Genomic DNA, 13616 nt, shown 5'->3' with positions numbered 1-13616 from the left:
TTTTTTTACAAAAGCGAATGTATTTAGAGTGAAATCCGTGCCTGTTTTGTGGTATTTATCGAAATCTTTCGTATTTTTGACGAAACAAACTAAATCACACCATGGACGAACAAATAAAACAAATAGGCGAACGAGTACGCGGATTGCGTGACGCTTTAGACTTGAGCATCGAAGAAATGGCAGCAGATTGTCAGCTTGATTTGAAACAATATCAGCAAATCGAGTCGGGCGAAAGTGACATCTCGGTAAGTACCTTGCAGCGCATAGCTCACCGGTTTGACATTCCCCTTGATGTACTGATGTTCGGTGAAGAACCGAAAATGAGTTCGTATTTCCTCACACGCAAAGGAACAGGCATCTCTGTAGAACGCACCAAAGCCTACAAATACGAGTCGCTGGCTTCGGGATTCCGCAACCGGAAAGCCGACCCGTTTATCGTTACAGTAGAGCCTAAACCCGATGATACACCAATGTATTACAATACGCATAGCGGACAGGAATTTAACTTAGTTATAGAAGGACGGCTGTTACTCAGCATCAACGGAAAAGAATTGGTCTTAAATCCCGGCGACAGCCTTTACTTCAACTCTTCCCTTCCCCACGGCATGAAAGCATTAGACGGGAAAACGGTTAAATTTTTAGCTATCGTTATGCAATAACAAACAACTTGATACATCCATGTTAGAAAGATTCTTAGAACAGACCCATTTCACCTCACAAGAGGATTTCATAAAGAACTTTAAAATAAAAGTACCCGAAAACTTCAATTTCGGATACGATGTAGTAGACGCATGGGCAGCAGAATGTCCGGATAAGAAAGCATTGCTTTGGACAAACGATAAAGGAGAACATATCCAATTCACTTTTGCCGACTTGAAGAAGTATAGTGACATGACGGCTTCTTACTTTCAAAGCCTCGGCATCGGACGTGGTGACAAGGTAATGCTTATCCTGAAGCGTCGCTATGAGTTCTGGTTTTCCATCATCGCCTTACATAAACTGGGGGCGGTAACAATACCTGCCACTCACTTGCTTACAAAGAAAGACATCGTATACCGCTGTAATGCTGCCGATATAAAAGTAATCGTCGCAGCCGGAGAACCGGTCATCACGGGACATATCTCAGACGCAATGGCGGACTCTCCTTCGGTAGAGAAACTGGTAAGCGTAGGACCGGAATATCCGGAAGGATTCGAGAATTTCCACACGGGCATCGAACATGCTGCTCCTTTCACACGTCCGGCTCAAGTAAACACAAACGATGACATCTCGCTGATGTATTTCACATCCGGCACTACGGGTGAGCCTAAAATGGTGGCTCATGACTTTACTTACCCGTTAGGACATATTTCTACGGGATGCTTCTGGCATAACCTGCATGAAGACAGCCTGCATTTCACCATTGCCGACACGGGATGGGGCAAGGCTGTATGGGGAAAACTTTACGGTCAGATGATAGCCGGAGCCAACATCTTCGTGTACGACCATGAGAAGTTTACCCCGGCAGATATTCTGAAAAAAATACATGATTATCGTATTACATCGCTTTGTGCGCCTCCAACCATCTATCGCTTCCTGATACGTGAAGACTTATCGAAGTATGATTTATCATCATTAGAGTATTGTACTACGGCAGGAGAGGCATTGAACTATTCGGTTTACGAGACTTTTAAAAAGATAACGGGCATACGCCTGATGGAAGGCTTCGGACAGACAGAAACGACACTGACACTGGCTACTTTCCCGTGGATGGAACCGAAACCGGGAAGCATGGGCGTACCTAATCCGCAATACGACATTGATTTGCTGAAACCCGACGGACGTCCGGCAGAAGACGGCGAGCAGGGACAGATTGTGATTCGCACCGATAAAGGAAAACCGTTAGGCTTGTTTAAAGAATACTATCGCGACCCTGAACTTACTCACGAGGCTTGGCACGATAATGTTTATTATACGGGCGACGTGGCTTGGCGCGATGAAGACGGTTATTATTGGTTTGTGGGACGTGCGGATGATGTGATTAAAAGTTCGGGCTACCGGATTGGACCGTTTGAAGTAGAGAGCGCACTGATGACTCATCCGGCAGTTGTTGAATGTGCCATCACGGGAGTGCCCGACGAAATACGCGGTCAGGTGGTTAAAGCAACCATCGTTTTGGCTAAGGATTATAAAGACAAGGCAAGCCCCGAACTGATAAAAGAGCTTCAAGACCACGTTAAGCGCGTAACGGCTCCTTACAAATATCCGAGGGTGATTGAGTTTGTCGACGAACTTCCGAAAACCATCAGCGGAAAAATCCGCCGCGTAGAAATTCGCCAAAAAGACGAGAGAAGCGAATAACTTGATACATAAAAAAACGGGATGCAGCATTTGTTCTACATCCCGTTTTTTTATTGAAGTGACTCCAACTTTTAACAGACTTGTTTTCAGCGCTTTCCGGTTTAGTCAGGAACATTGAAAAACACTAACGGTAAAACCCAGTAACTCTCCGAATAGAAATGGTTAACGCATCCGCATGAGATATGCCAAACTAACGGTTGCGTTTTTTAGGGAGATATACAGACCAAGTATTTCTTCCTGTGACCGTGCAAGACAAGAACGTTTAAGCAGGTTCACTCTCCGCTTATCCATTTTCGGTTACTCGTTTGCCTCATTTTTTTCTTGCTCTTCCATTTTACGGGTTACAAACTGAATTTTCAGATTGGCTTCTTTCTGTTCTTTCTTTATTTCTTCAATACCCGACAAAATACGTGCGAGATTACTTAATTCAGCTATTGCTTTCACATCATTCGGCTGCATATAAGTGGTATAGTTACGGTCGCCAATAAACTCCAAACGTATATTCTTCTTATCACGGTTTGCTGTTATAAAGGCAATTACGCCACCGTCATTACCCAATTTATAGTCAGCCTTTTCGATATTCCGCCCCAAATCGGTAGTTTCATAGCTGTCCGGCGAATCAGGAGTCTGGGCAAACATGTCGCCAACACTGACTTTCACCGCCGTATGATGGATACTTCCTCCAGCGCAATATATAGAAGTAACAGACATTTCACCCGCTTCGCTTACTTGTCCGCGCAAGAACGAACGCCCGATATTCCGTTCAACGACCTGAGTAGGATAAAAATAATTACCCGTTTCCTGATAAGCCGTATCTTTTTCCAAAACAAAATTTCCTTTAATCGAGTCGAGCGATGCCTGCTTGACTGCCATCATGCTGTCTAAATACGCCAATGTTTTCTTCTGTTCTTCCAGTTCGGCACGCTGCATCAATGCAATTCCTGCCTTACGAACTTCAAATGCTTTCGGATAGAGCGTACGAATGCTGTCTATCTGAAGTTTTACCAAATTATAATCTCCGGTAGCATAAGCTATTTCGGCACGTTGAAATAACTGTCCCGCTTTCTGCTCATCGCTGTTACAACCCGTCAGCACCGCAGTTAACGCCAAGACTCCAAACAAGATATTTTTTCTCATAACGGAATAAAATAGAATACATTATATAAATGAGTACCGGACAAAGGTAATAAGATTCACGCAGAACTTCATACGTAATCAGGTTTTAAGTTATAAAAAAACGCAAACACCAGACACTTTTTATTCTACGGTCACGGATTTTGCCAAATTACGAGGCTGGTCAACATTCATGCCCCTACAAACTGCAATATGATATGCCAACAACTGTAACGGAATAGCGGCTATCAGCGGATTCAAACACTCCAGCGTCGGCGGAAGTTCGATACTGTAATCGGCAAGGCTGCGAATCACGGTATCGCCCTGCGTAACAATGGCCACTACCCTCCCCTTACGTGCCTTGATTTCTTGAATATTGCTGACTATTTTTTCATAAAGTGCCGATTGAGTAGCGATTACCACCACCGGCATTTCCGCATCTATCAGCGCAATCGGGCCGTGTTTCATTTCGGCGGCAGGATATCCTTCGGCATGAATATAAGATATTTCTTTCAGTTTCAAGGCTCCTTCCAATGCCACCGGATAAGCATAACCACGTCCCAAGTAAATAAAATTACGCGCATAAGTAAACATTTTAGACAAGTCGGCAATGAAAGCATTTTCCGATAACACCTGTTTCATTTTACCGGGGATTTCCATCAGGGCAGCAACCGTATCGTGGTATTCTTTTTCAGGAAGCGTACCTTTTACTTTACCGAGAGCGAGTGCCAGCAAAGCCAGTACTACTACCTGACCTGTGAAGGCTTTTGTAGAAGCCACCCCGATTTCCGGACCTACGTGAATATAAGAGCCTGTATCAGTGGCACGTGCGATAGAAGAACCCACTACGTTGCAGATGCCATATATAAAAGCCCCACGCTGTTTGGCAAGTTCGATGGCAGCAAGCGTGTCGGCTGTTTCCCCACTTTGCGAAATGGCTATCACCACATCATCCGACGAGATAACCGGATTGCAATAACGGAACTCTGAAGCATATTCTACCTCTACCGGGACACGGCAGAATGCTTCAATCAACTGCTTTCCTATCAGTCCGGCGTGCCATGAAGTTCCGCAGCCCACTATCACAAAACGCTTGGCCTCAGCCAGTTTTTCTTTGTGCGTATCTACCGCCGACAATAGAACTTCGCACGTATTCGGGTTAATCCTTCCGCGCATACAATCGCTGATGCAATCAGGCTGGTCGAAGATTTCCTTCAGCATGAAATGAGCATATCCTCCTTTTTCCAACTGCCCTAAATTCATGGCTACGGTTTGTGCTTCGTGAGCACACTCAACATTATTTAAATCGACAATCTTCAAAATTTCGCCTGCCCGAAGCACAGCTATCTCGCCATCTTCCAGATAAACCACCTTATTAATATAAGACACCATCGGAGTGGCATCGGATGCCAAAAAGTATTCCCCCTCGCCTATGCCTACTACCAAAGGACTGCCTTTGCGTGCGGCAACTATCTCGTCGGGGCGGTTACGGTCGATAACCGCAATGGCGTATGCCCCTACGACTTCACGCAAAGCCAACTGTACTGCGGTCAACAAATCGGGTGCGCCGTGGGTTTGAATGTAATCAATAAGCTGTACCAACACCTCTGTGTCGGTGTTACTCTTAAACACATAACCTTTTGCGCAGAGTTTCTCTTTTAGCGTAGCATAATTTTCTATAATCCCATTATGCACCAAAGCCAGATTACCATGACAAGAACAATGTGGATGCGCATTCGCTGTACTCGGTTCGCCGTGGGTAGCCCATCTCGTATGTGCGATTCCCACATGCCCTGACACGTCTTTACCTTCTGTCTCCCGTTCCAAATCGGCTACTTTTCCTACCGATTTATAAACATTCAACTCGTCTTTCTCATTTATCAATGCCACGCCTGCACTGTCATAACCTCTGTACTCCAACCGGCGTAATCCGTCAATCAATACCGGATAAGCCTTCCGCCTTCCTATATAACCTACAATTCCACACATAATACGCTGTTTATTTAACCAAATATTATAAATAATTACATAATAGCATCATATATTCTGGTTATCTATTTATTTTGTATCAAAAAGAAACAAACCATCCTGCTGCAAAATTAATTTATTTCCCAATATAAGAGGCTATCTGAACTATTTTTTATAACTTTAGGAAAATATAGGCAGATAAGGAAAACTTTCCGATAGCATAGCGTGTTTTATTTTTAGTAATAATCACTTAAAACCATACAATTATGTTACATAAAATGCCGGAACTTCCGTATAAGACGGAAGAACTTGCTCCGAAAATGAGCAAAGAAACTTTTGATTTCCATTATGGAAAACATTTACAGACTTACGTAGACAACCTGAACAAACTTATCGCAGGTACTCCTTTTGAAAATTCGACACTGGAAGATATCATCCGGCAAGCCGATGGAGGCATTTTCAACAATGCGGCTCAAACGTGGAATCATACATTTTTCTTCTTAAGCCTGACGCCTCATCAGCCTCAAATGCCTGCTGCACTAAAAGATGCGCTTACACGCGATTTCGGTTCGGTAGATGCTTTTAAAGAAGAATTTACAAAAGCTGCAATCGGACTGTTCGGCTCGGGCTGGACATGGCTGGTGGCAGATAAAGACGGACATTTATCAATTATCAGCGAATCCAATGCCGGTAATCCATTGAAACGCGGCTTGACTCCTATAATGACTATCGACGTTTGGGAACATGCTTACTACATTGATTATCGCAACCGACGCGCCGATTTTGTTAAAACATTCTGGGAACTGGTTAACTGGGAATATATCGCCGCAAAATTACAAGCGGTACTATAAAAATTCTACCCGACAAACAGGTCAACTCTACTCATAGCAACGAATAGCTTGTCGGCTAAAAATTTTATTCTATTGGGTAATAAATGAGAGAGTGAATACGCAGGAACTTATCCTAACATCAGTTTAGGAAAGCCCCTGCGTTATTTTTTTTCAGAAAAACAGATGATTATCTTCTCAGAAAGCCTCTTTGCGCTTTTTGCTTGTCAGTATCAGATAAAGACCTAAAACAATAAGTGGCACGCTCAACCACTGACCAATATTCAAGGTCATGCCTACTTCTTCTGCCACTTGCGGATTTTTCATGAATTCCAATCCGAAACGTGCACCGAAGAAAATCAATAACGAAACGCCCGTTATCAATCCCACGTGCCGCTGTAAACTGTACTTATGATACATCACCCACGAAACAATCAGGGCAACGAAACAATAAAGCATTTCGTAAATTTGAGTAGGATGGCAGGGTAACGATGCTCCGTTCTGGTTATATAGCTCCTGCCACTCACGCGAACGGACAAACTCAAATCCCCACGGCAATGAAGTAGGATAACCGAATATTTCAGAGTTCATCAGATTACCAAACCGAATACACATACATACCACAGCTACGGCAGGTATCATGCGGTCGAACAGCCACCACACGCTTTTCCTCGTGACTTTCTTCGAATACCAGACAAGTGCCAGAATCAATGCAAATACTCCGCCATGGCTGGCAAGTCCACCTTTCCATATTTTGAAGATCTCGGCGGGATGTGCGCCATAGTAATCCCATTCGTAAAACAGGCAGTGTCCTAATCGGGCACCAATCACACTGCTCACAATACAATAAATAAAAAGTTTGTCTGCCCAATTATCGGGATAACCTTCCTTTTTAAACAGGCGCGATACCATTTCGTACGCAAAGATAAATCCCAATCCCCACATCAGTCCATACCAGCGGATTTCCAAAGAGCCTAAATGAACCAATACAGGGTCTACATCCCATACAATGCTTGCCAATGTCATAACTTTATTCTATAAATTACTTGTCTGAATGTTCTACTTCTGTCAATTTTCCGGTGGTAGAATTTATAATAAAACCACGCACCACAATATCATTCGGGATAAGCGGATGATGTTCAACAATGTGCATACTGCGGCGAACAGCCTCGCAGCCATCGTCAAAACCGCTCAGCCATGCCCGCAAATCCACCCCACAATATTCCATCATGTCAATATGATCTTGCGAAACGCCTCTCTCGCGCATGTGGTTCAGCATGGTTTCGCTGTCCATGTGTTGTGCTCCGCAGTCGGAATGCCCGATAATCATCACCTCTTTCACCCCCAGTTCATAAATGGCAACCAACAGACTCCGCATTGCACTGCCAAAAGGGTGAGTTATCGTCCCACCGGCATTCTTTATCATCTTCACATCGCCGTTTTTTATCCCTAACGAAGCCGGAAGCAATTCCGTAAGGCGTGTATCCATACACGTTACGATAGCTATTTTCTTATCCGGATATTTATTGGTGATATACTTTTCATATCCTTTTTGAGAGACAAATGCGTTATTGTATTCCAACAAATCGTCTATCATAATTGCTCCTTTCTTTCCTGTTTTTGGCAAAAGTACATACTTTATTTGACAAAAAACAAATAATCTGTATTTTTGTAGAAAATTCAAACCAAACAAGCGAATTATGTCAAAAGAATTAGAACTTAAGTACGGCTGTAATCCTAACCAAAAGCCGGCACGCATTTTTATGCAAGAAGGCGAACTGCCTATTGAAGTATTAAACGGACGTCCGGGGTATATTAATTTTCTGGATGCTTTAAACGGATGGCAGTTAGTGAAAGAACTGAAAGAAGCTACGGGAATGCCTGCTGCTACTTCTTTTAAACATGTTAGTCCGGCGGGAGCTGCTATCGGTCTTGAACTGGATGATACGATGAAACAGATTTATTTCGTCGACGGTCTGCCGCTTTCCCCGCTTGCCAACGCATACGTACGTGCCCGCGGAGCGGACCGTATGTCTTCTTATGGCGACTTTATAGCACTTAGCGATGTATGCGACGAAGCAACCGCCCGCTTTATCAACCGCGAAGTGTCTGACGGAGTTATCGCTCCGGGATATACCGACGAAGCACTGGCTATCTTGAAAAACAAACGTAAAGGGACTTATAACGTTATCAAGATAGATCCGGAATATAAACCGGCTCCCATCGAACACAAAGACGTATTCGGTGTAACCTTCGAGCAGGGAAGAAACGATATCAAGCTGAATACGCCGGAATTGTTTGCAAACATCCCTACACAAAACAAGAATTTTACCGATGCAGCCAAGCGCGACTTGATGATTGCTCTCATCACGCTGAAATATACACAATCGAACTCGGTTTGCTACGTTAAAGACGGACAGGCTATCGGTATCGGTGCAGGTCAGCAAAGCCGCATCCACTGTACGCGCCTCGCCGGAAACAAAGCCGATATCTGGTATTTACGCCAGCATCCGAAGGTATTAAACCTGCCGTGGGTAGAGAAAATCCGCCGTGCCGACCGCGACAACACTATTGATGTTTACATCAGCGATGACCACGACGACGTATTGTCTGACGGCGTTTGGCAGCAATTCTTCACCGAGAAACCCGAAGTTTTAACTCGCGAAGAAAAAAGAGCATGGCTGGACACACTGAAGGGTGTATCGCTGGGGTCGGATGCATTTTTCCCATTTGGCGACAACATCGAACGTGCACACAAAAGCGGTGTAGAATATATAGCGCAAGCCGGAGGTTCGGTACGCGATGACAATGTTATCGAAACCTGTGACAAGTACGGAATTGCGATGGCATTTACAGGAATCCGCTTGTTCCATCATTAATAGTAATCCGGACACGGAACCAACAGACAACCATAGCTCAGACACGTTGTTGGTTCCGTGTCTTTTTTATCCCCCAAACCCTCCCCGGCATATCTGCTTGCCTAAAATATACCATAGTGTCATCTTTTTAGACTTTTCTTTCATTCCTTCCGTTTCATTTCGCCTACTTTTGCCTTAAAAAAGCATAGGTTCTATGAAAACACCCTCACTATTATTATCGTCATTCTTATGCGCGGCGCTCACCTTGCCGGCAGCAGCGCAGCATGTTTGCCCGAAAGAAGCGTGTGCAAACTTCAAAGGCAAAGAAATATACATTCCAAAAGACTTGCAGGGAATGGATTTAACAGACACGGCTTCGGTATGGAGTTACCACCGCTTGTGCTGTACAGATAATCTGGCTATATTCTGGCAAAAAGGCTTCGGCAATGATTTATCCAACCCTCCCCGCTTAGAAGGGCAGGAAATGAAAGTAGACATGAAAAACCTTACCGAGAAGTTGGAGCATTTCTACACGTTCTTCCGAGATACCCTTCAATTTACCAAGCCCGGTTCAAACAGCGACCGGTACCGGATGATGGTGATGCTGAATTATTCGCTCGAAGGAACAGCGTACGGCGGAGACTATGACGGGGTTATCGGGGGCTTATGGGTAGCACCAAACCGTATTCAGGATGAAAAACTGAACTGTGTGGCACATGAGTTGGGGCATAGTTTCCAGTCGCAAATTACCTGCGACGGTGCGGGAGAAGCATGGGGAGGATGCGGATTTTTTGAAATGGCATCGCAATGGATGCTTTGGCAAGTAAACCCCGACTGGCAGACCGATGAGCGTTACCATTGGGAAGCATTCACCAAACTATCCCACAAGGCTTTCTTGCATTTGGAGAATATTTACCACTCTCCTTACGTACTTGAATACTGGAGTACCAAACACGGCAAGCCGTTTATAGCTGAAATGTTTCGTCAGGGAAAACGTGGAGAAGACCCCGTGATTACTTACAAGCGCATGACTAAACTCTCACAAGGCGACTTCTGTGATGAGATGTTTGATGCTTGCCGGCATTTCATCAACTGGGACTTCGACCGGGTATGGAAAAACAGCCGGCCGTATGCGAATCAGTACACTTGCCGACTGATAGCGCAACCTGAAGGATGGTATCAGGTAGCCGCTGAAAATTGTCCGGAGAATTATGGTTTCAATGCCATCCCGCTTGTTGTGCCCGAAAGCGGTAAAAAAGTGGAAGTCACTTTCGAAGGAATAAGCCAACCCATTGAGGGGTACACCGCCGTCAATTCTGACAAAGCAGGATGGAGATACGGATTCGTAGCAGTGACTGCCGAGGGGAAAAGCATTTACGGAGACATGGAGTCAGCTCCAAGCGGGAAACTAAGTTTCCAAACACCCGATAACGCCCAACTGTCTTACCTCTGGCTGGTGGTTATGGGCGCGCCTACCGAACATTGGATGAACCCGTCTCCTGAGAGCAAAGAGAAAGATGCCCAATGGCCTTATCGTATAAAACTGAAAGGCACTACGCCCAAGAATTGATTTTTCACTATTTTTGTCGCATCACTTTTTATTATTATAACCATGTTTGCAAAAGAAACTTATATGAACCGCCGAAATACGCTCAAAAAGAGTGTCGGCTCCGGACTTTTACTGTTTTTAGGAAACGATGAAAGCGGAATGAATTATGAAGACAACACCTATCCGTATCGTCAAGATTCTTCTTTTTTATACTTTTTCGGACTTCCGTATGCCGGATTAAATGCCATCATTGACATTGATGAAGACCGTGAAATTATATTCGGTGACGAGTTGACCATCGACCACATCGTGTGGATGGGAACGCAACCTACTTTGCACGAAAAGGCGCAACGGGTGGGCATCGGCGAGACACGCCCCTCTGCCGACCTGAAAACGTATCTTGAAAAAGCACGGAAAAAGGGACAGGCGATTCATTACCTGCCCGTTTATCGCGCCGAACATCGCTTGAAGCTACTCGACCTGTTGGGTATCAAACCGGGCACCGAACAGCCTTCGGTTACGTTCATCAAAGCAATCGTAAACTTACGAAACTATAAAACAGCCGAAGAAATCGTTGAAATCGAGCGGGCTTGCGACGTTACCGCCGAAATGCACCTTGCCGCCATGCGTACGCTGCGCGTCGGGATGAAAGAATGCGAAGTGTCTGCCGCCCTCGAAGCAGTGGCTCAGGCACACGGTTGCTCTTTGTCTTTCCCCACGATTGCAACGGTATGCGGACAGACTTTACACAACCATTATCACGGACATACCGTGAAAGAGGGCGATATGTTATTGGTAGATGCGGGAGCAGAAACCGCTATGGGTTACGCCGGCGACATGTCGTCTACGATTTGCGCGGGTAAGAAATTTACATCGCGCCAAAAAGAAATTTACGATATACAGGTAGCGTCTCACCGGGCTGCCGTCGATGCGTTAAAGCCGGGCGTACCGTTTAAAGAGGTTTACGAATTGTCATGCCGCGTAATCTGCGAGGGACTGAAGGCGTTAGGACTGATGAAGGGAGACCCAGCCGAAGCGGTGGCTGCCGGAGCGCACGCCATGTTCTTCCCTTGCGGACTGGGACACATGATGGGGCTTGATGTTCACGACATGGAAAACCTCGGCGAAGTATGGGTAGGCTACAACGGAGAACCTAAAAGCACACAGTTCGGACGCAAATCACTGCGTTTGGCACGCCCGCTCGAACCGGGATTCGTTCTGACCATCGAACCGGGCATTTATTTCATCCCCGAACTGATAGATTACTGGAAAGCAGAGAAACGCTTCACCGATTTCATTAACTACGATAAGCTGGAAAGTTACCGCGATTTCACCGGACTGCGTAACGAGGAAGATTATCTGATAACCGAAACCGGAGCACGCCGCTTGGGTAAGAAAATTCCGTTGACAACCGAAGAAGTGGAGGCACTGCGATGAAAAACGACAACAAAGCGATTGTATACGCCTGTCTCGCCGTATTGAGCTGGTCGACCGTAGCTACCGCCTTTAAGATAGCTTTAAAGAATCTTACTTACTTTGAATTACTGTTGGTGGCAAGCCTTACCTCGCTCGTCATATTTACCATTTTGCTCACCGTTCAGCGGAAATGGCGGCTCGTTTCCCGGCTCACCCGCAAACAATGGGGATATTTTGCGGGAATGGGACTGCTTAACCCGGTGTCCTATTACCTTACGCTGTTCAGCGCGTATTCCTTCCTACCGGCACAGGTGGCCCAGCCCATCAACTACGCATGGCCCATCGTACTGCTCATCTTGCTGGCTCTATTCGACGGACAACCCATTCCGAAAAAGAAATACATCGGCATGTTTGTTTCTTTGGCAGGTGTTGTTCTGATTTCACTCGGAACAGGCAATGCAAGCGGAATGAATATAGCCCCCGTCGGATTGCTGCTTGCCGCACTCAGTGCCGTGTTATGGGCAAGTTACTGGCTGATTAACAACAAGCAAAAAAATGAGACAGACAGCAGTGTGGTTTTATTTATGACATTCCTGTTCGGGTCGGTCTACTTGGTAATAGGAGCCGCTTTTGTCGGGGTTGACCTAAACACACTTCCGGGCATCCTTTCAGGAATCTACGTGGGAGGGTTCGAAATGGGTATTCCGTTTATTTTCTTCGGGCTGGCAATGCGGAAAACCAGCAACCCTGCTTTGGTGAACCAACTGTGTTACCTCTCGCCGTTCATGTCGCTGTTTTTCATCGCAGTGGTATTGGGCGAAAAAATCGTATTCACTACCTATATCGGTTTGATACTGATTGTGGTCGGCATCATATTCAACCAATATTTCGTAAAAGGAAACGCTCAGACGACGAGTAATTCCACCTCTCAAAAATAAAACAATATTACCGCCGTTTTTTCAATATAAACATACATAAAAAACGCTACCCATAGCACAGCGGTATGCTATGGGTAGCGTTAACCAACACTACGGCTAATTTTCAGCAACACATGCGGATAAATTCCGGCAGCATCCGCCGAAAGTCGTTACACACACATTTTCAAGCTCTTACAAAAACCGGAATCTTCTACTTCGATATTCATAAAAACTTACACTCCCGTCTGCTCTTTCTCTTTATTATTAATGTATCACCCTGCCCGTTTTTATAGCTTTTGCCGTCTGCTTTAAAATCTACATGATTGCTTATTTTTTGAACTAATTTTATGGTAAAGAATAAAAATAAATGCCTAAATTTGCCACGCTTTTTAATATTTCGAGGATGGTAAAAGGGATAAAACAACTTTTAACGTTTAGGGTAGCTCTTGTCGTTTCAATAAGAGTCAGGTTCATCTATGCCCTTGTTTCATTCCTTTTCACTTCGCCATCAGCAGCTGAATCACAACAGTTTACCAGCCAAAAGCGAATAGAAAACAGCGTTTTCCGAATATACCGTTTTCTATTCAGACAAATAAGAACAGCGATACGTCTTATTCAGTCTCACCAT

General features: G+C 45.0%; 11 protein-coding genes. 7 read left to right on the top strand and 4 right to left on the bottom strand.

Features of this window, described 5'->3' with window-relative positions; all coding sequences use genetic code 11:
- Window positions 1–101: 101 nt before the first annotated feature.
- Window positions 102–659, top strand: coding sequence for a helix-turn-helix domain-containing protein (locus tag H9626_RS11605; protein WP_178255533.1), 558 nt, complete (start codon window positions 102–104; stop codon window positions 657–659).
- 19 nt (window positions 660–678) lie between these two features.
- Complete coding sequence (locus tag H9626_RS11600; RefSeq protein ID WP_191710559.1) at window positions 679–2340, top strand: AMP-binding protein; 1662 nt, start codon at window positions 679–681, stop codon at window positions 2338–2340.
- Between the two features lie 297 nt (window positions 2341–2637).
- On the opposite strand, the gene H9626_RS11595 is transcribed toward H9626_RS11600, so the two are convergent.
- Window positions 2638–3477 carry an outer membrane protein assembly factor BamD gene (locus tag H9626_RS11595; protein ID WP_178255531.1) on the bottom strand — a complete coding sequence of 280 codons (840 nt, stop codon included), beginning with the start codon at window positions 3475–3477 and terminating at the stop codon, window positions 2638–2640.
- Window positions 3478–3597: 120 nt separating this feature from the next.
- A complete protein-coding gene (gene glmS, locus H9626_RS11590) occupies window positions 3598–5442 on the bottom strand; it encodes a glutamine--fructose-6-phosphate transaminase (isomerizing) (RefSeq protein ID WP_191710558.1) in 1845 nt (614 codons plus the stop codon).
- 245 nt (window positions 5443–5687) lie between these two features.
- On the opposite strand from glmS, the gene H9626_RS11585 reads away from it, so the two are divergent.
- Window positions 5688–6272, top strand: coding sequence for a superoxide dismutase (locus H9626_RS11585; protein ID WP_191710557.1), 585 nt, complete (start codon window positions 5688–5690; stop codon window positions 6270–6272).
- 174 nt (window positions 6273–6446) lie between these two features.
- On the opposite strand, the gene lgt is transcribed toward H9626_RS11585, so the two are convergent.
- Both lgt and H9626_RS11575 read right to left on the bottom strand, forming a co-directional pair.
- Complete coding sequence (gene lgt, locus H9626_RS11580) at window positions 6447–7274, bottom strand: prolipoprotein diacylglyceryl transferase (RefSeq protein ID WP_178255528.1); 828 nt, start codon at window positions 7272–7274, stop codon at window positions 6447–6449.
- A 16-nt stretch (window positions 7275–7290) separates the two neighbouring features.
- The gene (locus H9626_RS11575; RefSeq protein ID WP_191710556.1) at window positions 7291–7845 is read right to left on the bottom strand and encodes a beta-class carbonic anhydrase; all 555 of its coding nucleotides are present in this window, start codon (window positions 7843–7845) and stop codon (window positions 7291–7293) included.
- Between the two features lie 103 nt (window positions 7846–7948).
- Between H9626_RS11575 and H9626_RS11570 the strand changes: the two genes are divergently transcribed.
- The 4 genes from H9626_RS11570 to H9626_RS11555 all read left to right on the top strand — a co-directional run bounded on the left by H9626_RS11570 (window position 7949) and on the right by H9626_RS11555 (window position 13009).
- Window positions 7949–9127 (top strand): phosphoribosylaminoimidazolecarboxamide formyltransferase, encoded by a 1179-nt coding sequence (locus H9626_RS11570; RefSeq protein ID WP_191710555.1) that lies wholly within the window; start codon window positions 7949–7951, stop codon window positions 9125–9127.
- Between the two features lie 193 nt (window positions 9128–9320).
- Window positions 9321–10676, top strand: a complete 1356-nt coding sequence (locus H9626_RS11565) for a DUF6055 domain-containing protein (RefSeq protein WP_191710554.1) — start codon at window positions 9321–9323, stop codon at window positions 10674–10676.
- Between the two features lie 42 nt (window positions 10677–10718).
- The gene (locus H9626_RS11560; RefSeq protein ID WP_191710553.1) at window positions 10719–12092 is read left to right on the top strand and encodes an aminopeptidase P family protein; all 1374 of its coding nucleotides are present in this window, start codon (window positions 10719–10721) and stop codon (window positions 12090–12092) included.
- Window positions 12089–13009, top strand: coding sequence for a DMT family transporter (locus H9626_RS11555; RefSeq protein ID WP_191710552.1), 921 nt, complete (start codon window positions 12089–12091; stop codon window positions 13007–13009). The genes H9626_RS11560 and H9626_RS11555 overlap by 4 nt, the downstream gene beginning before the upstream one ends.
- The last annotated feature ends 607 nt before the right edge of the window (window positions 13010–13616 follow it).

The organism is Phocaeicola faecium (assembly GCF_014837055.1).
Classification (GTDB): Bacteria; Bacteroidota; Bacteroidia; order Bacteroidales; family Bacteroidaceae; genus Phocaeicola; species Phocaeicola gallinarum.
Note: the sequence above shows the minus strand (reverse complement) of the source record. Positions and strands in the feature narration are given on the sequence as shown.